We start from the raw sequence: 21405 nt of genomic DNA, 5'->3' as shown, positions 1-21405 counted from the left end.
AGTGGTGCAGAAAACTCCTGAAAAACCAATATGCTCAACTGGAATTTTCAAAGGTGACATTTCCACGGTCAATGGTTTGACCGTGGACAACACCGTTCTCTGCACTCCTAAGGGTTTTTGAATCAGAACTTGTGCGCGTGCAGTACCTCCATTACATCACAGAGATAGGCAATGCCTGAATAATCGTCGAAATACTTGGCTGCAACCTGATCCGAAATCTTCACAGCCATATCCCGATTAGGAGTGAGTACCTCGAACTTGATATTCGTGAACTCATCGCTAACGCTACTAGGTGTTCCCGGTGATCGCACACCGCGACTGCCTTTACCACCAGCTTCCACTACCGTATAACCGGTAGCCCCGGCTTCATCAATGATCTTGGCGATCTTTTTCAGCAGCAACTTTTCTGTGACAATGACGAGCTTGGCTGCTTTTTGAGTCATGTGGGTTACCTCATTAATACATTCTGTTACAACAATTCAAGACTCTATGGTTTTAGCTTGAATCATACTTTTAAGTTTATGACAAACCCCTACCCTCTGTTGAGAAAGATTGACTCAGATTAGTGGAAGCATTTGATAAAAAACACTTATGACTGAAGGGCACTAAAGCGCCAATGGCATGGCTTTCAACGAAGAGGTGTCGATGTGGTGGAGCGATCGCCATTCGCACTCACTAGAGGGGGGAGCCAGAGGCGGCGATCGCCAACCAAAAGAAAAACTTATGATTTGAATTTGACATTGCGTTTCAAATCTATGTTACGGAATGCAAAAATCTGTGCATTTTAGGATAGACTTAAGTGCATAGAATTAAAATCTTAATAGATTATTCTCTATGGAAGGTAGTGCAGATACAGCTATAATCTTCCAGCCCCGTTTGGAGAGCATCCCTCTCTGAACACCCCGTTAACAGGTTCTCGTGTAACACCTGTGCTGTAGGGGTGAAGCCCTTCACCCTTACCTTATTAAAGCTCACTTATCACAATAATCACCCCTCATAGAGGAGGTAGACGGAGGTATTCATGGATTTTTTATCCAATTTCTTTACGCTCTTCTTGGAGAAATTGCAGTCTCCAACACTAGGCTTTCTGATTGGTGGTATGGTCGTTGCCGCCGTCAACAGCCGACTGCAAATTCCAGATGCGGTCTATAAATTCATTGTGTTTATGCTGCTCATCAAAGTGGGTCTGAGCGGCGGTACTGCAATCCGCAATGCCAATCTGTTGGAGATGCTCTTGCCCGCAATCTTCGCCATGATACTCGGAATTCTTATCGTGTTTATCGGGCGCTACACCTTGGCCAAGCTGCCGAATGTCGAAGTCGTGGATGGCATTGCAACTGCGGGCTTGTTCGGTGCGGTGAGTGGTTCTACCCTCGCCGCTGGCATAACGATCATGGAATCGCCAGATATAGACATGTTCTACGAACCCTGGGCCGCTGCTCTCTATCCCTTTATGGACATCCCAGCCCTTGTAACAGCGATCGTCTTGGCTAGCATTTATATCAGTAAGCAAAAGCAGCACCGTGAGGCAAAGGAGCAGCAGCTCAGTAAGCAGCCGGTTGCCGTAGGGGAGTATTCCAGTAGCGCAGGTGCATATCCCAGCGACCAGGGCATTGTCGCCAGTGGGTATCCCAAACCCGATACTGGAAGCGAGCGCGTCAAGATCTGGCCAATCATCCAGGAAAGTCTCCAAGGTTCTGCTCTATCGGCACTGCTACTCGGCCTCGCTCTAGGCCTGTTCACCGACCCTTCTCGGGTTTATGAGAGCTTCTTCGCGCCGGGCTTTCGCGGTATGCTTTCGATACTGATGCTGGTCATGGGTATGGAAGCTACGGCCAGACTTGGCGAGCTGCGTAAGGTGGGCCAATGGTATGTCCTATATGCTTTTATTGCACCCCTACTCCATGGGTTCATTGCATTCGGTCTCGGCATGATTGCCCACTATGTCACCGGATTCAGCCTTGGCGGCGTTGTACTCCTGGCGGTCATTGCTGCCTCTAGTTCAGATATCTCAGGGCCACCCACATTACGAGCTGGTATCCCGTCGGCCAATCCCTCCGCCTACATCGGCTCCTCCACAGCCATTGGCACGCCAGTTGCCCTTGCCTTGGGAATACCGCTCTTCATCGGGCTAGCTCAAGCGCTGGGTGGCTGAATCCCAGACGGGTCGGGTCTGCCGGCGCTCCTGTCCGGCGACCAACATGCTGGCTATGGCGATGATTCGGAATCTAGACCGCTTCCCCGCCCTTTACCCTTTACCTTTGAGTACTATGGAACCCTTATCATCAAACCCTTCTCCTCGCTGGTGCAGTTGGTTTAATGGAGACCGCATCGTTCGTTTTCTAGAACTCGTGCAGGACTTAATTGTGATTTCGGTATGCATTGGTTTGTTTAGCTTCATGGTGATGCAGTTACGAGAGATGTTTCTGTCGCTGTTGCCACCTTTGAACTTTCCTCGGGTTACTGCCGATATTTTGTTCTTGCTCATTCTGGTGGAATTGTTTCGATTGCTGATTATTTATTTAAAGGAGCATCGAATTTCGATTGGAGTCGCAGTGGAGGTCTCGATTGTATCGGTACTGCGGGAAATCATTGTTCGAGGCATTTTGGAAACTCCGTGGGTACAGGTTATGGCGGCCTGTTCTTTTCTCATCGTGCTGGGAGGTTTATTAGTGGTCCGTGCTTGGATTCCACCTACTTTTGATGGCATTGACCCAGAGCAGAATGTGTCCCGCCGTCACCGGATACGCTTTGGTCAAACATTGACAGAAAGAGACAGCAAAATAGATGCTCAATCGTTTCAACCCTAAAATAGGGCAGTCCTGATGCTACTTGCATCTATCCTGTGGTACTGCCATCAAGAGTTAAGAGTTCGTTCTTACTTGATTCACCTCATCGATCGCAAACTACAACCATTATGTCCGGGTCAATGACTTCTTCGCTGGTGTCAATGTCCCTCTGGCACAAAATACGGCTACCTAAAAAGCCGGGGTAATACCCCGGCTTTTTAGTTCGATCTATTGGATTTTTTAGGGTACTATGTACAAAGTCTTAATAAATTATTATTAAATACATAGATTCCAATAATATGTATTGTGATAGATAAGTTTAAGACTTTTTAGCTGTATATTGATATACAGTTTTTACCCCTAATCAAAACTCGTTCAACAATGAAAGTCTTTAACAGGATCAATTTTAATAACCTACAGGGGGATATCTTTGGGGGGCTAACCGCCACGGTCATTGCCCTTCCGATGGCTCTCGCCTTCGGCGTTGCCTCTGGTGCAGGGGCTGAAGCTGGACTCTATGGTGCAGTTTTGGTTGGCTTATTCGCTGCTTTATTCGGGGGAACGCCTACCCTGATTTCCGAACCCACCGGGCCGATGACCGTCATTATGACTGCTGTTATTGCCAGTCTAGTGGCTTCCTATGGTCAAGAGCAGGGTATGGCCATGGCCTTTACTGTGGTAATGATGGCTGGGGTATTTCAGATTCTCTTTGGAGTTCTGAAGTTGGGAAAATATGTGACTCTCATGCCCTACACAGTGGTTTCTGGGTTCATGTCAGGGATTGGTCTAATTATGATCATCCTGCAATTGGGGCCCTTCTTAGGTCAGGATAGTCCTAAAGGCGGTGTGGTTGGAACCATTACAGCCCTACCTGATTTATTGGCGAATATTCAACCGACAGAATTAGGTTTAGCGGCGCTCACTGTAGCGATTCTCTTCTTAACTCCCTCAAAAATTAAGCGCAAAGTCCCTCCCCAATTGATTGCTTTAGTTGTGGGAACTATTGTCTCAGTTACTCTCTTCGGAGGTGTAGAATTAAGGCGCATTGGTCAAATTCCAAGTGGTTTGCCTAGCTTGCAATTCCCTGTTTTCACGTTTGAAGCTCTAAGAACGATGTTTGTTGATGCTCTCGTTCTAGGGATGCTTGGATGTATTGATGCACTGTTAACTTCTGTGGTGGCTGATAGTTTAACCCGTACTCAACATGATTCTAATAAGGAATTAATTGGTCAAGGGTTGGGGAATATCATGTCCGGTTTATTCGGAGGAATTGCCGGTGCTGGGGCAACGATGGGAACGGTGATCAATATCCAAACGGGAGGACGTACGGCTCTCTCTGGCATAGTTCGTGCAGTTGCTTTACTTTGTGTTGTTCTGTTTGCTGGCGGATTAACCCAAAATATTCCCTTGGCAGTGTTGGCAGGGATTGCCTTGAAAGTGGGGATTGATATTATTGACTGGGGCTTCCTGAAACAAGCTCATAAAGTTTCGATGAAAGCAGCCCTGATTATGTACGGGGTGATCGGATTAACCGTATTCGTAGACTTGATTACAGCCGTTGGTGTTGGGGTCTTTATTGCCAATATCTTGACGATTGACCGGTTAAGCGAACTTCAGTCTAATGATGTGAAGACGATTACGGATGCTGATGATGCCATTTTGCTCAATGATGAAGAGAAAGAATTGCTCGATCGCGGAAACAACCGGGTACTGCTGTTCCACTTAAGTGGGCCCATGATTTTCGGGGTGGCTAAGGCGATTTCCCGCGAGCATACGGCGATGGAAGACCATGATATCCTGATTGTTGATTTGACGGATGTGCCGGTAATGGGAGTTACATCTTCTTTGGCGATTCAAAATGCGATTCAAGATGCTCTGGATGAAGGCCGTCAAGTGATGATTGTTGGTGCTTCGGGTAAGGTGAAACGGCGGTTAGAAAAGTTGGGTGTATTAGCTGCATTGCCTCCCAATCACTTGTTTGTAGACCGTACAGAAGCTTTACGTCAGGCGATCGCCCTGCTGGAGTATCAACAATATGAGCCTGAAAGCAATGGTGCTGCTAGTGTTCCCTCTTCTACTGATTTATCTCACTCTTCAATGAATAATTGAATTCAATTTCTCTGTTGGTCGATTAACCTGGCATTTACTTCGGTAATGCCAGGTTTTTCTATGAGCGATCTAGCTTCACAACGGTTGAAGGAAAGGGAAAACCGGTTTTCCTTATTGCCTATTGCCGTATTTATAGCGCTATGTTTTATGGTTAGGACATTTCTAAATCCTATAAGTCTTTCACAGCAGTCTACTGTTGCCTGCTGCCTGTTGCCTGTTTCCTAGCGCGTAGCGCTATAAAGGCTACTTTCAATGACCTGGCGATATTGGCTTTTTTGTTTCACTCCTTTGAGTTCTTGTAATAACTCCTTATCCTTAAACACTTGTACGGTGGGAGTCCCAGTAATACCAGCATTTTCAGCAATGTCTTGATCGGCTTCAATGTCAATTTGCACATAATGAATTTTGGAGTCAAATTCATCTATAACTTTGCTGAGAATCGGTTTTAGGGTATGGCAGGGGCCGCAGGTGGGAGAGGTGTACATTACCAGTAAGGGGCGATCGCTTTCATGGAATAATTTCCGTAGGGCATAGCCTCCCTTATGGCGTGTTTCTTCCAACTTAAATGTCTCTTGTGTATCAGTTTGGGTAGTCGCAGTCGCAGCAGTTTCCGATGACTTCTCTCCTTCTTCCTGTTTAAATTCCTGACCCAATCCTTTCGCGGATAGCCACCGCTCGGCTAACATCGCTCCCATACATCCTGTTCCTGCTGCTGTAATAGCTTGCCGGAATTCATGGTCTTGCACATCACCAACCGCATAAACTCCTTCTACACTGGTTTGTACCCCATGTTCGGTCACAACATAACCCACATCATCTAACGCTAATTGCCCTTTGAACAATTGGGTATTGGGAGTATGACCAATGGCATAGAATAACCCACCCGCAGGTAAATCCTTTTCTTCTCCCGTTTGGTTATTCTTGACCTTCACCCCCCCAAATTTTGCCCCTTCTCCATAGACATCCACCGCTTCCGTATGCCAATGAACCGTAATTTTGGGGTGAGCTAGTACCCGGTCTTGCATCGCTTTAGAAGCCCGCATTTCGCCCCGTCGCACCAGTAAATGGACATGAGACCCATATTTGGTCAAATAGACCGCTTCCTCTGCTGCGGTATCTCCACCACCAATCACCACCAGTTCTACGCCTTTGAAAATTGGAGTCGCACCATCACAAATAGCGCAAGCGGAAATGCCGTTACTCCAAAACTCCTGTTCGTGGGGAAGACTAAGCCGTTTCGCGGTCGCACCCGTGGCAATAACAATAGTGTGAGTTTTGAACTCCCGTTGATCAGAGCGCACCGTAAACGGCCGCTGACTTAAATCAATAGAAACCACATCTTCCGTATATAGTTCCGCTCCCCATCTGACTGCTTGCGCTTTCATTCGATCCATCAGTTGCGGCCCCGTAATACCATCGGGAAAACCCGGAAAATTCTCCACTTCTGTCGTGGTCATCAATTGTCCCCCAGGAATTCCCCCCATCTGATACCCTTCAAAAACCACGGGCTTGAGGTTCGCCCGACCCGCATAAATAGCGGCTGTAAAGCCAGCCGGCCCGGAACCGATAATCACTAGATTCTCTACTGTAGGGTTGTTCATAGCTATCTAAACTCATAACGACTACGCTTAGTATAGCGTATAAAGGGTGTAAAAATGTGAGTGGATCTGGATACACAGGTTAAAATGAAGTACAAAGACTAAGCCAATGGTGGATCAACGAATGGAAGAGATTGATAAAATCCGAGATCAATTTAATGCTCTGCCCTATTATAATGCTCCTTTAGAAGCAACACCTAAAGGAGATCCTTCTTCGCTTTATATTCATAATATGGTAACCGCGTTTTATCGGCGAGACCAAAAGGTAATTGACACAGCTGGTAAAGTCATTTTAGATGCTGGATGTGGGAGTGGCTATAAATCTCTGACCTTAGCCGAAGCCAATCCTGGGGCTAAAATTGTCGGCATAGATCTATCTGAAAAATCACTTGAAATTGCTCGTGAACGCCTGGGCTTTCATGGTTTTAAAGATGCTGAGTTTCATGTAATGTCCATTGAAAACATTGGCACTCTCAACTATGCATTTGATTATATTAATTGTGATGAAGTATTGTATTTGATTCCGGATGTTCTAGACGGATTAAATTGTTTTAAGTCTGTTTTAAGGAAAGAGGGAATAATTCGAGCAAATTTACATAGCAAAATCCAACGCAGCCAGTATTTTAGAGCGCAACGAATATGGAAAAAGCTAGGATTGATGGATTCCTCACCCCAAGAGACTGAATACAATTTAGTCCGAGAAGCTATGCAAAACCTAAAACCAGGAGTGTTTCTAAAGAAAGTTGCGTGGGCCAGAAAACCGGATAATTCTAATGAGTACCTCGCGATGAACCACCTATTTGTTGGAGACAAAGGTTTTGAAATTCCCGATTTGTTTGATTTAATCAGACAGTCAGGAATGGAGTTTGTAGGTATGGTTCATGATTCTCAGTGGGATCTACTAGGTTTGTTTGAGAATTGGGACGAATTACCCATTGAACTGATGATCAAATTTTCTGAGTTATCTACAGAGGAACAACTCCATATTCATGAGCTATTCCACTCCCAACAACGGTTATTGGATTTCTGGTGTGGCCATCCTCAAGGAGATCGCACCATAATCCCTATTCAGGAATGGACAGATGAAGAGTGGCAGCAAGCGCAAGTGCATTTACATCCGCAACTGAGAACGGAGCAGTTAAAGCAGGGAGCGATCGCCTCTATCACGGAAATGAGCGCCCTACCCTTAAACCACTATCTTCCCCTAGATCCAGGGACAACCCCTTTAATCGATAGTGGGATCATCAGTATTTTACTGCCTATGATTGACGCTCCCTGTGCTTTTAGAGATCTGGTGGAGCGATCGCAAAGGCTCTATCCATTTGATCCATTCACTGGGGAGGCGATCTCCCCCTCCCAAGCGACTCAAAAAGTGAAAGACCTGCTCATACCTCTGTACGAGATGGGGTATGTATTACTAGAGTCTTAGGCTAAATCGGGAAAAAATTTTTGATCGGGGTGATATGAAACCAGAATGGGGTGGGTAAGCTATAGTCAATGGAGTTAGAAATCTTAGTTCATCCACCCCCAAGGAGAAGTAGATCATTATGAAGACTGAATTTAGAACCAAGTTCCTGCAACACCTGATCGAGAAGAAAGAAGACGAAGGATTTACCCTGATTGAGTTGCTGGTCGTTATCATCATTATCGGTATCCTGTCAGCGATCGCTCTGCCCTCCTTCCTCAACCAAGCCAACAAAGCGAAACAATCTGAATCCAAGCAGTATGTGGGTTCCATGAACCGCCAACAGCAAGCTTACTACCTGGAAAAAGGTGGATTTAGCTTTGACCTGGGAACTCTAGGATTGGGTATTGAAGAAGAGACGGAGAATTACAAGTACGGAATCAGTACAACCACAACTACACAAGCAGATATCACCGCAAATAGCACTGTAACTAACTATGGGGCTGCCAAACCAACAACCTTGAAATCTTATGTTGGGGGAGTTGCAGCAGTAAACCTGATAGCAACGAGTGAATCGACTACTCTAGCGAGTCTGTGTGAAGCCAACGATGCCGGTACTCAGCCAAGGGTGCTAACCTTTACAGGAACAGCAGCCCCTGCATGTCCCACTGATTATACAAGTCTGTAAGGTTAATTAGTAGAGCATTTCTGTTTTGAAGCTACTACAAAAGGAAGGTAGCAGCAAAGTTCTCAAGGGTGAGTCATCAATGGATCTCACCCTATCTCTTTTGCTGCAACATGCTCATTTTAAGATTTCAACATCTAGAGATATCATGAGAAAATCATGACTCCATTAACCCAAAATTGGCAACAACAAGGGCTAAAGTTTTTAAGGTCAAAGGAGTACAGCCAGGCTTTAGAACTCTATCAGCATCAGATAGAAATCGTTTCAGCATCGAAGCAAGCCCATTGGTACTTAGGATTAGCTCTACTGCTACAAGGACAAGAAATGGAAGCCCAGGTCGTTTGGATGTTAGCGATTGGGGAAGGGAGTGAACAAGAAACGGAGCAATATATAGCTGAGTTAGTCAGTGTTCTACAAACTGAAGCAGATATACAACAAAACAATAACGAACAGACAACAGCTTGGATGATTCGCCACCATATTCGTGAAATTGCGCCTACTAACCTTAAGAATCTCCTAATACTCATCGGATTAGACCTAAAATTAGATCAATTAACTCAAGAAGAAGTTGACAGGATAGGGATAATCCCAATTCTTGAAGCTAGTCCACAGATAAGCAATCCAGACTTCTATGCTCTATTGCAGATTTTACAACTCTGTCTAGATCAGCAGCCTCTCAACCCTTTTACATGCACTCTAGCAGAAGTTAGCATCTCCTATGCTGTATCTCACGATCCACAAGCCTTTATTAATATTCTGATGGAATCTTGCTTAAGGATTAATTATAACCTACGCAAACCAGATGTAGCCATTAAACTAAGTCAAATTGCACTACAGGTTGATCCAGAAAATATACAAGTATGGGAACATTTATCCGGTTTCTACTCTAAGGTTCCCGACTTCCAGCAGTGTATAGCCTCTGCTCAAAAGATGTGCGATTTAGCCAAAAATGACCTTGATAAAATCAGAGGTCTTTTTTCACAAATCACAGGATTCATGGGTGCGGGTGGATATTGGCAAGAAGCCGTCAATGCGTTTAGTCAGCAAGCTAAACTCCTCCTCTCCCTTGACCCAAAGAATGCATCAGATTATCTATTACCGGTTCATATCCGGATGTACAGTACCAGCTATTTCGTACCCTATTTTCAGGATGATGCCGAAAGAAATCGACACATTCACAACCATGTTGCCCAATTCTGTCAAGCAGGAATTGAACTACACGCTCATGAGAAAATTCAGCAGTATCGACAAAACTGGAGCTATCCCCAGAATCAGAATAAGCGATTAAAAATAGGTTACTTGTCTCACTGTTTTTCTAGTCATTCAGTAGGTTGGCTTGCCCGATGGTTATTTCGACACCATAATCGAGACGACTATGATATATATGGCTATGTTATTAACTACCGGGCGATGGGTAAAGATAAACTACAAGAGTGGTACATCCAAAATTTTACAGAAACTCGGAAATTGGGGATTAACTACGCTGATGTGGTTGAGCAAATTAGTCAAGATAAGATAGATATTCTTGTAGATATGGATAGCTTGACTTTAGATCTTAGCTGTGCAGTCATGGCAATGAAACCAGCCCCGATTCAAGTGAGTTGGTTGGGATGGGATGCTCCAGGAATTCCAACAGTAGACTATATGATTGCCGATCCCTATGTGGTTCCGGACAATGCAGATGACTACTACAGTGAAAAAATTTGGCGATTGCCACAAACCTATATTGCTGTAGATGGTTTTGAAGTCAGTGTCCCTACCTTACGACGTGAAATGCTAGATATTCCTAGTGATGCAGTGCTATTTTTCAGTTCTCAAAGAGGCTATAAACGTCATCCAGAAATGGCTAGGTTACAGTTAAAAATCATTAAAGAAGTACCAAATAGCTATTTTTTGATTAAAGGCTTTGGCGATCAAATCGCCATTCAGAAATTCTTTCTTCAACTAGCAGAAGAGGAAGGACTTTCTGAAGAGCGACTCAAGTTTGTAATGCCTACCCCCTCGGAGTCTATGCATCGTGGCAATATGAGTATTTGTGATGTAATATTAGACACTTATCCTTACAATGGTGCCACCACCACTTTAGAAACTCTATGGATGGGTATTCCTATGGTAACACGAGTGGGACAACAGTTCGCTGCCCGTAATAGCTATACCATGATGATCAATGCAGGTATTACAGAAGGTATTGCTTGGACAGATGAAGAGTATGTCGAATGGGGCATTCGTTTTGGTAAAGAACCAGAACTGCGTCAAAAAGTTCATTGGCAGTTGAAAGAATCTCGCAAAACTGCCCCCCTATGGAATGGAAAGCAATTTGCCCGTGAGATGGAAAAAGCCTATGAACAAATGTGGACAAAATATGTAGACTCGAGTATTTGAAGAGTATTTGTGATATTTTGTAGAAGAGCATTATCGAGCAAGCCAGATCGCAATCAATGATTATTCTAACCTAAGAATTGGATGTTATAAATCAATGAAAACATTCAAGAAAATCCTGATTTTTGTGTCCATCATTTCGTTCTTCGGAGGAACTTCTCTTGGGATGCTAAGAGTATTTAGCGGTGTTATTAACACTGAAGAAAGGAATCCTACTTCTCAAACTCAAAGTCCAGAATTGACCCCTGAACAACAATTGATTCAACAAGCTAGGGGATATGAAGTGGTTTTACAACGGGAACCTGAAAACCGCATTGCCCTTGAAGGTTTACTTGTTGTGCGATTACAAATGAACGACCTTCAAAATGCCAGAATTCCATTGAAAAAGTTAGTCGATTTATATCCTGATGATAAGACTTATCAAGAATTAATGACTCAGTTAGAAAATGAGTTACAAAAACGAACCAGTTCTAGTGAAGAGAACCAAGAAACCAATGCAAACACTAATTCAGACGATCAAATAAACATAGAAAACAACTGATAAGTCTTGCATAATATATTATTGAAATAATATACTTCAATTGATGAACTGACCAGATGTAAATAATTCATAATATATTAATCAACTACTAACTGGAGAAAAATATGTTTTGGGATGATATAAAACTCGTTACTGAACAAGTGCAAAAATATGGATTAAGAAAGCCTTTTGTCGATTTAGGTGGATTAGAAAAACCCACTATAGCAGATTATAATCTAACCATTAAAACTCAAGAACAGTATGCTCGATATATTTACTTAAATCAAAGACCTTTTGATCATATTGATCCAGAATATTTGATTCTTAATCCTGAAAATGGTTCCCCTGAAATTGAAGATCTTCCTACTCTATACTCAGATTTTTTTGGCACAGCAGTTTGCTTGAATGTGATTGAGCATGTAGAAAATCCCTTTGAGGTTTTTGATGCTTTTTATAAAATAATGAAGCCAGAAGGGTTGTTGATTATTGAAACTGTATTTTCTTTTCCTTATCATCCTTCTCCCAGGGATTATTGGCGTTACTCAGCAGAGTGTCTCAAAAATTTGAGTCAAAAAGCCGGATTTGAAGTATTAGAATGTGATTGGCGATTATTGATTAGAGCCGATCAAGGAATTGAAGTTATTCAAGAAATTCCCGGATTATACAAAAAACACCATCCTCAAGAAATAATGACGGTCTATGCTACCTTAACTAAGGCAGAAGAACCAATTAAGCAAAATTTAGTTAACTATCAATTGCCACAACGGTTATCTTCTGATCCTAAAGCTAGATTGACGATTTCCACAGAAGACTTACAAACACAACTAGAACAAAACCAATATCGTTTTCAAGAATCACCAGAAGACCCAGATTACATCCACTCATTTAAACAAGTTCGTCAACAAATTTGTGAAACTTTATTGACTACTCCACAAGAACAATTACCGGTGACTCATAAGCTTCATCAAAACCTGATAGGTGGCTTCATAAAAGATTTTCCTAAGACTGAAGAAGAAAATGAATTTTTAAATCTTGCTTTAAAATCATTAGACTCAACTAGTCATCAACTTCAATGGGAGTATGTCCCAGAAGGATGGTTAAGGAGAGATGAAAAAATAAAAGGATGGAACATTAAGGCTATTTTGGATGTGCGGAAACATCAGTGGAAAGGTTTAGTTGATCAACTGAAAAAAAATGCTTTGCTGTCTGATGACTATTCACAACAGAATAATTATATTCTTTTTGCTTATGTCTTGTCTTTAACTGCTCAGAAAAAAGAGGAAATTTCTATCTTAGACTGGGGTGGAGGATTGGGAGAGTATTATCTGATAGCTCAATCCTTACTCCCTAATGTAAAAATCAATTATTCTTGTGCAGAAGTACCTATATTGTGTGAAGCGGGTCGCTCTCTTCAACCTGATGTTACATTCTATGAAGAAGCTCGAGACTGTTTTGCCCATGAATATGATTTAGTATTTTGCAGTTCGGCACTGCAATATGCACAAGATTGGACAACTTTGGTAGAAAAGATGGTTAAAAGTACCCGGCTGTATTTGTATATAACGCGACTTCCTGTTATTCAGAATTACTCGTCTTTTGTTGTTTTACAGCGGGCTTATGATTATGGTTATAATACAGAATATTTAAGTTGGTTTTTAAATATTTATGAATTAGTTAATTATGTAGAGGGTTTAGATATGAAAAAAGTTAGAGATTTTTTAATTGCAGAGCGTTTTTCTGTTCCGGGCGCTCCAGAAGTGGGAGAAGGTCGAGGATTACTCTTTAGTCAAAACCGTGAATAGGTATTAAGGAAACACTATCTCTAGATAGGTTAAACAACTATGAAAGATACTGTATTTGCCAATAAAAAAGTTTTAATTACTGGGGGACTGGGTTTTATTGGTAGTAACCTGGCTCGACGACTGCTTAAATTAGGTGCTAATGTGCTGTTAGTGGATAGTTTAATTCCAGAATATGGAGGAAACTTATTTAACATTAATGGTATTGAAGATCAAGTTGAAGTGAATATTTCTGATGTCAGAGATCAGTATAGTATGCGTTATTTGGTTCAAGACCAAGATTACTTATTTAATCTGGCTGGACAAACGAGCCATTTAGACTCTATGCACGATCCTTATACAGACTTAGAAATTAATTGTCGATCGCAACTTTCTATCTTAGAAGCTTGTCGAAATTATAACCCAGATATCAAACTTGTTTTTGCCAGCACCCGTCAACTCTACGGTAAACCGGATTACTTACCCGTAGATGAAAAGCATTTACTCCGTCCTGTAGATGTTAATGGAATTAACAAAATGGCAGGAGAGTGGTATCATATACTGTATAATAATGTATATGGAATTCATGCTTGTGCTTTACGTTTAACCAATACCTATGGCCCCCGAATGCGGGTTAAGGATGCACGACAAACCTTTCTGGGCATTTGGATTCGTTTGGTGCTTGAAGAAAAACCTTTTGAAGTGTGGGGTGGAGATCAACTGCGGGATTTCACTTATGTCGAGGATGCGGTTGATGCCATATTAATGGCGGCTGTTCAACCTGAAGCAGAAGGGCAAATTTTTAATCTAGGGGGCGATCGCATTATTAGCCTGCGAGAAACGGCTGAACTCTTGATTAAAGTCAATCAGGGCGGAGAATTCCAAATTCGCGAATTTCCACCAGAGCGAAAACGGATTGATATCGGTGATTACTATACCGATTACAGTAAGATTGAATCCAGTCTAGGATGGACTCCGAAAACCTCTTTGGAAGAAGGTCTAACTCAAACCCTAGCTTTTTACCGCGATCGCTTGCCTCAATATCTCTAGCCTAATCCATCTACCCTCTCCACCAACCTCATGCTCCTTCAAACCAACCCTAAAGCCGGTTATCTGGCTCAAAAAACAGACATCGATCAAGCCATTCATCGAGTTCTAGAAAGTGGATGGTACATTTTAGGTGAAGAAGTAACTACTTTTGAAAAAGAATTCGCTCAATACATGGGAGCCAGCTATGCAGTTAGTGTCGCCAGTGGTACAGATGCCTTAGTTCTTGCATTAAAGGCTTGTGGCATTGGAGTGGGAGACGATGTGATTACTGTCTCTCATACCGCAGTTGCTACCGTTGCCGCGATCGAACTGGCCGGAGCAACCCCAATTTTAGTCGATATTGACCCAGTTACATTTACCCTCGATCCTAACTCCCTAGAAGATACCCTCGTTGAACTGAATAAACATTCTTGCCTTAACGTCAAAGCCATTATTCCTGTTCATTTATATGGTCACCCAGCCGACATGACTTCCATCTTAGAAATTGCTCGTCGCTACGAACTGGAGGTCATCGAAGATTGTGCCCAATCCCACGGTGCAATGTTCAACAATCAAAAAACAGGAACTTGGGGAAAATTAGGAGCCTTCAGCTTTTATCCAACCAAAAATTTAGGAGCTTTAGGGGATGGTGGAGCAGTCATTACCGACAATTATGAACTAGCTGAAAAGCTCTTGAACTTACGACAATATGGCTGGAAAAAACGCTTTATTAGTGATACTTGCGGCATGAATAGTCGTTTAGATCCGATACAGGCAGCTATTCTGCGAGTCAAGCTATCTGCCCTAGATCGGGATAATAACCAACGAAAATTTGTTGCTAAAGTCTACGATCGAAATTTAATTGATTTACCTCTGACTCTTCCAGAAACTCAAGATAATGTCGATCCAGTTTATCATCAGTATGTTATTGGTTCTGACTCTAGAGACGATCTACAAAAAATTTTGAAAGTAGAGGGAATTGGCACAGCCATTCATTATCCCGTACCCGTTCATCAACAACCTGCATACCAAAAATTAGCGATTTCTCCAAAAGGATTAAGTGTTACTGAAAAAATCAGTAGTAAAATTCTGAGTCTACCGATGTATGGTCAGCTCACTGAGGAAGAAGCAACCCGGGTCAGTCAGGCTGCGATTGCTGGGATTAAATCTTTAAATTAGTGTTGATTTTTAATGGATTATGCGTTATTTCTGCACCTACTTCGATCATAACTATTTACCCAAAGGATTAGCTCTTTATCAGTCATTACAGAAATTTTGTGGTGAGTTTGAATTGTGGGTACTTTGTCTCAGTCGAATTTGTTATGATGCCCTTCAAAAACTTAACTATCCTAATGTGCATTTAATCCCTCTAGATAAACTAGAACAAAGCGATCCAGATCTGCTAGGGGCAAAACAAAATCGAACCATTGTTGAATACTATTTCACTTGTACTCCCTGTTTACCATTATACGTTTTAAGAAATAATCCGCAAGTAGATTTGCTGACTTACTTAGATTCAGATTTATTTTTTTACTCTGATTTAGATCCGATTTATCAGGAAATTGGCGATCGCTCCATTGCCATTATAGAACATCGATTTTCACCCGATTGCCTAGAACTCAAAAAATTTGGAATATACAATGTAGGATGGTTATCATTTCGCGCCGATCAAAATGCTCTAAGTTGTTTGCAATGGTGGCGAGAGCGGTGTATAGAATGGTGTTATGACCGACCAGAACCCACAAGATTTGCTGACCAGAAATATCTTGATGATTGGTTAGATCGATTTTCGGAAGTAGTCGTTATACAGCATAAAGGGGCTAATGTTTCCCACTGGAACACAAATAATTATCAAATTTATAAGAGTCGAAACCAAGTTTTTATTGATGAGCTGCCGCTAATATTTTTCCATTTCCATGGATTTAAAAATTACAAAACTGGTTTTGAAATATCTTCTTTGAATCCAGAGTTTAAATTATCCAGCTCGAAAGAAAGGATGATTTTTGAATTCATCTATAGCACTTACATCAAAACATTGAAAGACATTACTCAAATGATGGGTGATGTCTTACCTGGTCTTTCCATACATCGTTCTTTAAGAGGCGCGGCCATTCCCGCTCTTGCCTCCCTATAAAAAAAGTGAGTTCAAATGTTGATGGATTTTAATCTTCTATGTTAAAATACAAAACTACAACTCCAGTCTGTTTAATCATATTTAAGCGAGCCGAATTAACTCAAAGACTGTTTGATGTAGTTCGTCATGTTCAACCTTCTAAACTATTGGTAATTGCTGATGGCCCTCGTCTAAATTGGTCAGCAGAGGCTCAAAAATGTGAAGAAACACGGAAAATTATTGATACCGTAGACTGGGATTGTGAAGTTCTCAAAAACTATGCAGATCAAAATCTTGGCCTTAAGCATCGAGTAGCTAGTGGCTTAGATTGGGTTTTTGAAACCGTTGAGGAAGCAATTATTCTTGAGGATGATTGTCTTCCTGATGTAACCTTCTTCAGATTTTGTGATGAACTTTTAAGTTACTACCGAAATACTGAAGAAGTCATGGTTATTACGGGGACTAATTTTTTCTTTGGATATCAACCCACTCCAGAAAATTATTACTTTTCCAGATATATTGATTGTTGGGGGTGGGCAACTTGGAGAAGAGCTTGGCAACATTTTGATTTTGACATGCAAGAATGGCCAAGACTGCGAGAACAAAATTGGTTACAAGAATTATTCCTAGAACCTCAAGTTGTTGCCCAATGGACAAACATTTTTGAAGCCACTTATCAAGGCTATATTAACTCTTGGGCTTATCGATGGAAATTTGCCTGTTGGCGAAGAAACGGATTAACCATTGTGCCTGAAAAAAATTTGGTTTCTAACCTCGGATTTAATCAAGAGGGAACGAATACCCAATTAAGCGGTGGATTACTAGATGAAATCCCCAATGAATCAATAGTATTTCCTCTAAAACATCCGGCGCAAGTGGAACGAAATGATTGGGTAGACTATTTAACTCAAAAAATTGTTTTTGAGTTGTGTTTTTCAATTTTAATTCCAGAATTAGTTACTACATTTTGGAACTTTACGGAATCTCAGATAGAAAAAACGTATTTAACTATTATTAAAGGATTAAGAAATTCATGGAATGTTAAGCCGCTAGTCCCAACTTGTATCAACGATCAAAAAAGACAGGAAATCAATACTATGATAACTACAAATACGGAAAACAAATCTAAAGAAATCCAATCCTTACTGGTGGCGATGCTCTATGCTTACCCTCATCAATTGCCAATTCAGTATGATTGGTCTCGAATTCCTCAATGGTTATTGCCTGATTATATTAATTTTTCCTTCACTCCTCCGGGATTATATCAAGAAATTGGAGAAGCAAAGCAATATCTGAGCTATCTAGAGTGTTGGATGAATTACATTTCTTCAATTATTGAAAACAACCCCGGTTCACAGATTGCTCAACAAATTCTTTACTACTTCCAGAAATCTAGTAATTGTCGTGGCTTGTATCAAACCGATGCTAACCTGAAAAATCTTTATACTAAAAGAGCTAAATTGCTTGAAAAGTGGTGTTTACTGCAAGGACAATCTGTAGACTACGACTTTGCCCCTAGACTACCAGAAAGAACTAGAATTCGCTTAGGAATTTTGGCTGACAATTTTGGCTTAAAACCTGATACTTTTTTAAGTCTACCGACTTATAAACATCTGAATCGGGATCGGTTTGAAATTGTTTTGTATTCCATTCAGGCAACAGGAGATCGCTTGGAAAGGTATTGTTCAGGTCACGCTGATATAGGTGTACAACTTCCAGAAGATTTACCCAGTACAATCCAAAAAATTCGTGAAGAAGACCTGGATATTTTATTAATTGCGGGTACAATAACAGAGGAAGTGAATAATCTGAGTGTATTGACAAATTTCCGGTTGGCTCGTATTCAAATTCTTGGAAGTTATTCAGGATTGAATCCACAAACAAGCACTATTGATTATTATCTTTCAGGCGATCTTCTGGAGCTTGAAAAAACAGATGAGTCAATGATTTGTTTATCAGGAATTGGAAAAACGATAGATTTTGGTTGTGAGCAGCGAGGCCTTCCCATCCGTAGTTTTGACCGAGAAACTTTAGGGATTTCTAATCATGCAGTAGTCTATGTTTATGGGGAAGATAACCAAGCGATTCCTCCAGAAGTAGAACAGACTTGGGTTAAGATTCTGAGCGAGGTTCCTGACTCAGTTTTACTGCTCTATTCAAGTATTTCTCGACCTGTTCCCAAAATGCTTTTAGCAGCTTGGAAACAGCGTTTACAGATGACCTTAAAACAGCAAAATATCAATGAAGATAGAGTAATTTGGGTTTCTGGTGTTCGCAGTCATACGGATATACAAGCCCTGTTGAAGCAAGCCGATATTTATCTATCCCCTTATCCCTACACCGATTTAGTCTCCCTAGTGGAGCCTTTCCTGACTAATTTACCTGTGGTTGTGATGGAAGGTAAACACTCTCATACTCGCTTGGGTGCTGCACTGTTAGAAGAAATGGAAATGAGTTCATGGATTAGTAAAGATGAAGCTGCTTATCTTGAAACAGCAGTTTCTCTAGGTAAAGATTTCCAATTGCGCGAACAATATGGTCATCAGATACAGCAAGCAATGAAAAAAACTCCTTGCTTTCTAGATAGTGAGTTATACTCATCTGAAATTGAATCCAGATTGGTGGAAGTGTTTGAGAACTATCAACTCTCTGAAATAAAAGAAAACTTAAGATTAAGAAGGGTTAATTTGATTATTTTTCCAGACTGGAGTCAACCAGAAGACATCCTATTATTGGATTTAGCTATGGCATTCAAGGCAACTATGAGCCATGGGCAAAAGGATGACATAACGCTGCTAGTGGCAACGAGCAATATTAGTGACGAAGATGCGGATGCTGCTATTTCCACTGTGATTATGGGTTTACTGATGGAAGAAGAGAGCGATCTGGCTGAAGGGTTAGAAATTTGCTTAACCGGGTCTTTGGGTCGTTTACAATTACAGGCTTTATATCCCCAACTGCAAGGACGTTTATCTTTAGAATACGAGTCTTCTATTCCTGAGCTTTTATTTTCTGCTCCTGCTTATTCTCTGAAAGAATTTCTAGAAATGCAATTTTAAGAAGGGTTTAGTCATTGGGGGGCGGTTGAATAATCATGTCACCATTTTCTGTGATTTGAACAATTCCACCCACTGATTTTATCCCTTGGATCGCCCGATCCCGGGTTTGCTCATCGACTGCATTTCGATAAACTAACATCCAAGCAGCAAACTGGGCCTGTTTACTATCCGGATTTTGGGCTAAAAATCCTGCTGTTGAGTGCGAGAGAGCAACCACATTCTCGCTCTCTAGATCAGAATATTCACTGGCCCATTCAGCCGCTTTAGCAAATGATGCTTGCGCTGCTTGAGCATCGCCTAGAAAGAGCAGTTGATCAATCCCCAAGTAGCGCCAGATATAATAGGAGCGGGGTGGGTCTTGAGGAGAAAGTAACTGTAATCCCTTTTCCATCATTGCAGTAGAAATTTTAGGCTCGCCCAAGTATAAAGAAATACTTGAAGAAAGACCAAAATAAGCAGGAATAAACCGAGGGTCTTCATTTAGAGCAATTTCAAAATATTGTGGAGTTAAATCATATCCGGTGTGTTCGCGGGCGGGCTCGTCACCAAAATAGATTAAAAATTTAACATAAGCCCAATCCGCAATTAAGTTATCAAAGCCAAAATTAGGTATAGCTTTGAGTAATTTCAGTGCGATCCCCTCTTGAGCAACTTCACGCTGGAATTCACTTTCTGTCCGTTGCGCTTGGACTGATTTGAGTTGATTCAGCTTGGGGAGTTGCAAAGAGGAGATCGCCGTTGCACAGAGCGCCACTAAACTGCCTGTAGCTAAGATATAATACCATCGCCGTTTATCTGTACTCATTGCTTCCTACCAAATCGCCTTCAAATCTAGGCACAAACCTGAGAGAACCTCTTCTCCCGATACACGGGTGGGAGCTTCTAGCACTTCTGGGGGTTGTCCGGGACGGTAAACTTTGACTTGGCGCTGTTTGCGGTTAATCAACCAACCGAGACGACAACCATTATCGAGGTATTCCTGTATTTTGGCTTGGGTTTTGGGCAAACTATCGCTGGGGGACAGAATTTCCACAGCAAAGTCGGGACACAGGGGGAGAAATTTTTCCCGTTGTTCTGGGGTAAGATGACACCAACGCTCTTGGGCTATCCAAGCTGCATCTGGGGAGCGATCGCTGCCATTGGGTAAATCAAACCCAGTGGAAGAGTCGAACACTTCACCCAGTTGAGTTTGTTCATTCCACAAAGCCAGTTGCAGGTTAATTTTAGTATTCACACGGCCCGTTTCCCAACCTGTAGGGGACATGAGATGGAGTTGTCCCGTTGCACTGCGTTCGAGTTTGATGTCTGGGTTGTGTTGACAGAGTTGATAAAATTGCTCAGAGGTGAGTTTAATTATGGGATCGAGGTTAAGCGTTACCATACTTCCTTACCCTAGATATAAGTATTTAATTTAAGCGGGCGGTACATTCAAGGATGAGGCGCTGATTCTCGATCGCGTGGGGAACAAGTTCCGAAGCTTGACGAAACGCCGCGATCGCCTCTCGATATTCAGCCAGAGCCGCGTGACATAATCCTAACCCATGCAGTGCCCCAAAGTGAATTGGATTTAAGCGCACGACTTCTTCACAATCAGCGATCGCCTTCTGATACTCCCGGCGCATATAATGTAGCACAGCTCTCCGGTTCCAAGCTTCCGCAAAATCTGGCCAATCGTGAATCACTTCTGTTAACAGCTCTTCAGCTCTATCGAAATGACCAGCATCCAATACTCTCTGGGCTTGTTGCAGTCGCTTCACCCCCATCATTCCTTTTTGGTTAAACCAGCGCCGCCATAGTTCCTGAATGGCTTGTTCGCGCACCGGTTCGGAATCACTCTGGAGATCGGATAGTAAACCATCTAATTCTGGATCGCGCATGGTTTTCCACAAGAGTAGTTCTTTCTAGTTTAACCCTGCTCATGGGTTATTGGTTATTGCTCAT

17 protein-coding genes are annotated in these 21405 nt (G+C 42.0%); 12 read left to right on the top strand and 5 right to left on the bottom strand.

The genetic code is table 11. The annotated features are described in order from the left end of the window. Positions 1-122: 122 nt before the first annotated feature. Positions 123-443, bottom strand: coding sequence for a P-II family nitrogen regulator (locus J7529_RS11600; RefSeq protein ID WP_318729086.1), 321 nt, complete (start codon positions 441-443; stop codon positions 123-125). A 578-nt stretch (positions 444-1021) separates the two neighbouring features. On the opposite strand from J7529_RS11600, the gene J7529_RS11595 reads away from it, so the two are divergent. From J7529_RS11595 to J7529_RS11585, 3 genes are all read left to right on the top strand, one after another. Beyond that, positions 1022-2155: a sodium-dependent bicarbonate transport family permease gene (locus J7529_RS11595; RefSeq protein WP_318729085.1), complete on the top strand. Its 1134-nt coding sequence runs from the start codon at positions 1022-1024 to the stop codon at positions 2153-2155. A gap of 115 nt (positions 2156-2270) precedes the next feature. Beyond that, positions 2271-2810: a phosphate-starvation-inducible PsiE family protein gene (locus J7529_RS11590; RefSeq protein ID WP_278003134.1), complete on the top strand. Its 540-nt coding sequence runs from the start codon at positions 2271-2273 to the stop codon at positions 2808-2810. Positions 2811-3170: 360 nt separating this feature from the next. Continuing rightward, positions 3171-4898, top strand: coding sequence for a SulP family inorganic anion transporter (locus J7529_RS11585; RefSeq protein ID WP_318729084.1), 1728 nt, complete (start codon positions 3171-3173; stop codon positions 4896-4898). 221 nt (positions 4899-5119) lie between these two features. Here J7529_RS11585 and trxB read toward each other — a convergent pair whose 3' ends face one another. Continuing rightward, entirely contained in the window at positions 5120-6499 is a 1380-nt protein-coding gene (trxB, locus tag J7529_RS11580) for a thioredoxin-disulfide reductase (protein ID WP_318729083.1), read from the bottom strand. 106 nt (positions 6500-6605) lie between these two features. On the opposite strand from trxB, the gene J7529_RS11575 reads away from it, so the two are divergent. The 9 genes from J7529_RS11575 (at position 6606) to J7529_RS11535 (ending at position 19464) form a co-directional block, all read left to right on the top strand. Continuing rightward, positions 6606-7925, top strand: a complete 1320-nt coding sequence (locus J7529_RS11575) for a class I SAM-dependent methyltransferase (protein WP_318729082.1) — start codon at positions 6606-6608, stop codon at positions 7923-7925. A 118-nt stretch (positions 7926-8043) separates the two neighbouring features. Beyond that, on the top strand, positions 8044-8589 hold the full coding sequence (locus J7529_RS11570) for a type IV pilin-like G/H family protein (RefSeq protein ID WP_318729081.1): 546 nt from the start codon (positions 8044-8046) through the stop codon (positions 8587-8589). 156 nt (positions 8590-8745) lie between these two features. Continuing rightward, a complete protein-coding gene (locus tag J7529_RS11565; RefSeq protein ID WP_318729080.1) occupies positions 8746-10968 on the top strand; it encodes a hypothetical protein in 2223 nt (740 codons plus the stop codon). A 94-nt stretch (positions 10969-11062) separates the two neighbouring features. Continuing rightward, positions 11063-11506, top strand: coding sequence for a tetratricopeptide repeat protein (locus J7529_RS11560; protein ID WP_318729079.1), 444 nt, complete (start codon positions 11063-11065; stop codon positions 11504-11506). Between the two features lie 104 nt (positions 11507-11610). Then, entirely contained in the window at positions 11611-13287 is a 1677-nt protein-coding gene (locus tag J7529_RS11555) for a methyltransferase, TIGR04325 family (protein WP_318729078.1), read from the top strand. 39 nt (positions 13288-13326) lie between these two features. Beyond that, complete coding sequence (locus J7529_RS11550) at positions 13327-14313, top strand: NAD-dependent epimerase/dehydratase family protein (protein ID WP_318729077.1); 987 nt, start codon at positions 13327-13329, stop codon at positions 14311-14313. A 30-nt stretch (positions 14314-14343) separates the two neighbouring features. After that, entirely contained in the window at positions 14344-15471 is a 1128-nt protein-coding gene (locus J7529_RS11545) for a DegT/DnrJ/EryC1/StrS family aminotransferase (RefSeq protein WP_318729076.1), read from the top strand. Between the two features lie 19 nt (positions 15472-15490). Further along, entirely contained in the window at positions 15491-16426 is a 936-nt protein-coding gene (locus tag J7529_RS11540) for a hypothetical protein (protein ID WP_318729075.1), read from the top strand. Positions 16427-16464: 38 nt separating this feature from the next. Next, a complete protein-coding gene (locus J7529_RS11535; RefSeq protein ID WP_318729074.1) occupies positions 16465-19464 on the top strand; it encodes a hypothetical protein in 3000 nt (999 codons plus the stop codon). A gap of 7 nt (positions 19465-19471) precedes the next feature. On the opposite strand, the gene J7529_RS11530 is transcribed toward J7529_RS11535, so the two are convergent. Genes J7529_RS11530 through J7529_RS11520 form a run of 3 tightly spaced genes read right to left on the bottom strand, consistent with a single transcriptional unit; the run spans position 19472 to position 21341 of the window. After that, positions 19472-20269, bottom strand: coding sequence for a hypothetical protein (locus J7529_RS11530; protein ID WP_318700850.1), 798 nt, complete (start codon positions 20267-20269; stop codon positions 19472-19474). Positions 20270-20275: 6 nt separating this feature from the next. Further along, positions 20276-20845, bottom strand: coding sequence for a Uma2 family endonuclease (locus J7529_RS11525; protein ID WP_318729073.1), 570 nt, complete (start codon positions 20843-20845; stop codon positions 20276-20278). A 25-nt stretch (positions 20846-20870) separates the two neighbouring features. After that, positions 20871-21341, bottom strand: coding sequence for a tetratricopeptide repeat protein (locus J7529_RS11520; RefSeq protein WP_271941848.1), 471 nt, complete (start codon positions 21339-21341; stop codon positions 20871-20873). Between the last annotated feature and the right edge of the window lie 64 nt (positions 21342-21405).

It is taken from the genome of Roseofilum sp. Guam (assembly GCF_017746735.1).
In the GTDB taxonomy this organism is placed as follows: domain Bacteria; phylum Cyanobacteriota; class Cyanobacteriia; order Cyanobacteriales; family Desertifilaceae; genus Roseofilum; species Roseofilum reptotaenium.
Note: the sequence above shows the minus strand (reverse complement) of the source record. Positions and strands in the feature narration are given on the sequence as shown.

Coding starts and splice junctions, on each gene's coding strand:
- J7529_RS11540 (WP_318729075.1), top strand. CDS start 15,491: ATGCGTTATTTCTGCACCTACTTCGATCATAACTATTTACCCAAAGGA.
- J7529_RS11570 (WP_318729081.1), top strand. CDS start 8,044: ATGAAGACTGAATTTAGAACCAAGTTCCTGCAACACCTGATCGAGAAG.
- J7529_RS11520 (WP_271941848.1), bottom strand. CDS start 21,341: ATGCGCGATCCAGAATTAGATGGTTTACTATCCGATCTCCAGAGTGAT.
- J7529_RS11545 (WP_318729076.1), top strand. CDS start 14,344: ATGCTCCTTCAAACCAACCCTAAAGCCGGTTATCTGGCTCAAAAAACA.
- J7529_RS11560 (WP_318729079.1), top strand. CDS start 11,063: ATGAAAACATTCAAGAAAATCCTGATTTTTGTGTCCATCATTTCGTTC.
- J7529_RS11585 (WP_318729084.1), top strand. CDS start 3,171: ATGAAAGTCTTTAACAGGATCAATTTTAATAACCTACAGGGGGATATC.
- J7529_RS11590 (WP_278003134.1), top strand. CDS start 2,271: ATGGAACCCTTATCATCAAACCCTTCTCCTCGCTGGTGCAGTTGGTTT.
- J7529_RS11575 (WP_318729082.1), top strand. CDS start 6,606: ATGGTGGATCAACGAATGGAAGAGATTGATAAAATCCGAGATCAATTT.
- J7529_RS11525 (WP_318729073.1), bottom strand. CDS start 20,845: ATGGTAACGCTTAACCTCGATCCCATAATTAAACTCACCTCTGAGCAA.
- J7529_RS11530 (WP_318700850.1), bottom strand. CDS start 20,269: ATGAGTACAGATAAACGGCGATGGTATTATATCTTAGCTACAGGCAGT.
- J7529_RS11565 (WP_318729080.1), top strand. CDS start 8,746: ATGACTCCATTAACCCAAAATTGGCAACAACAAGGGCTAAAGTTTTTA.
- J7529_RS11600 (WP_318729086.1), bottom strand. CDS start 443: ATGACTCAAAAAGCAGCCAAGCTCGTCATTGTCACAGAAAAGTTGCTG.
- J7529_RS11550 (WP_318729077.1), top strand. CDS start 13,327: ATGAAAGATACTGTATTTGCCAATAAAAAAGTTTTAATTACTGGGGGA.
- J7529_RS11595 (WP_318729085.1), top strand. CDS start 1,022: ATGGATTTTTTATCCAATTTCTTTACGCTCTTCTTGGAGAAATTGCAG.
- J7529_RS11535 (WP_318729074.1), top strand. CDS start 16,465: ATGTTAAAATACAAAACTACAACTCCAGTCTGTTTAATCATATTTAAG.
- trxB (WP_318729083.1), bottom strand. CDS start 6,499: ATGAACAACCCTACAGTAGAGAATCTAGTGATTATCGGTTCCGGGCCG.
- J7529_RS11555 (WP_318729078.1), top strand. CDS start 11,611: ATGTTTTGGGATGATATAAAACTCGTTACTGAACAAGTGCAAAAATAT.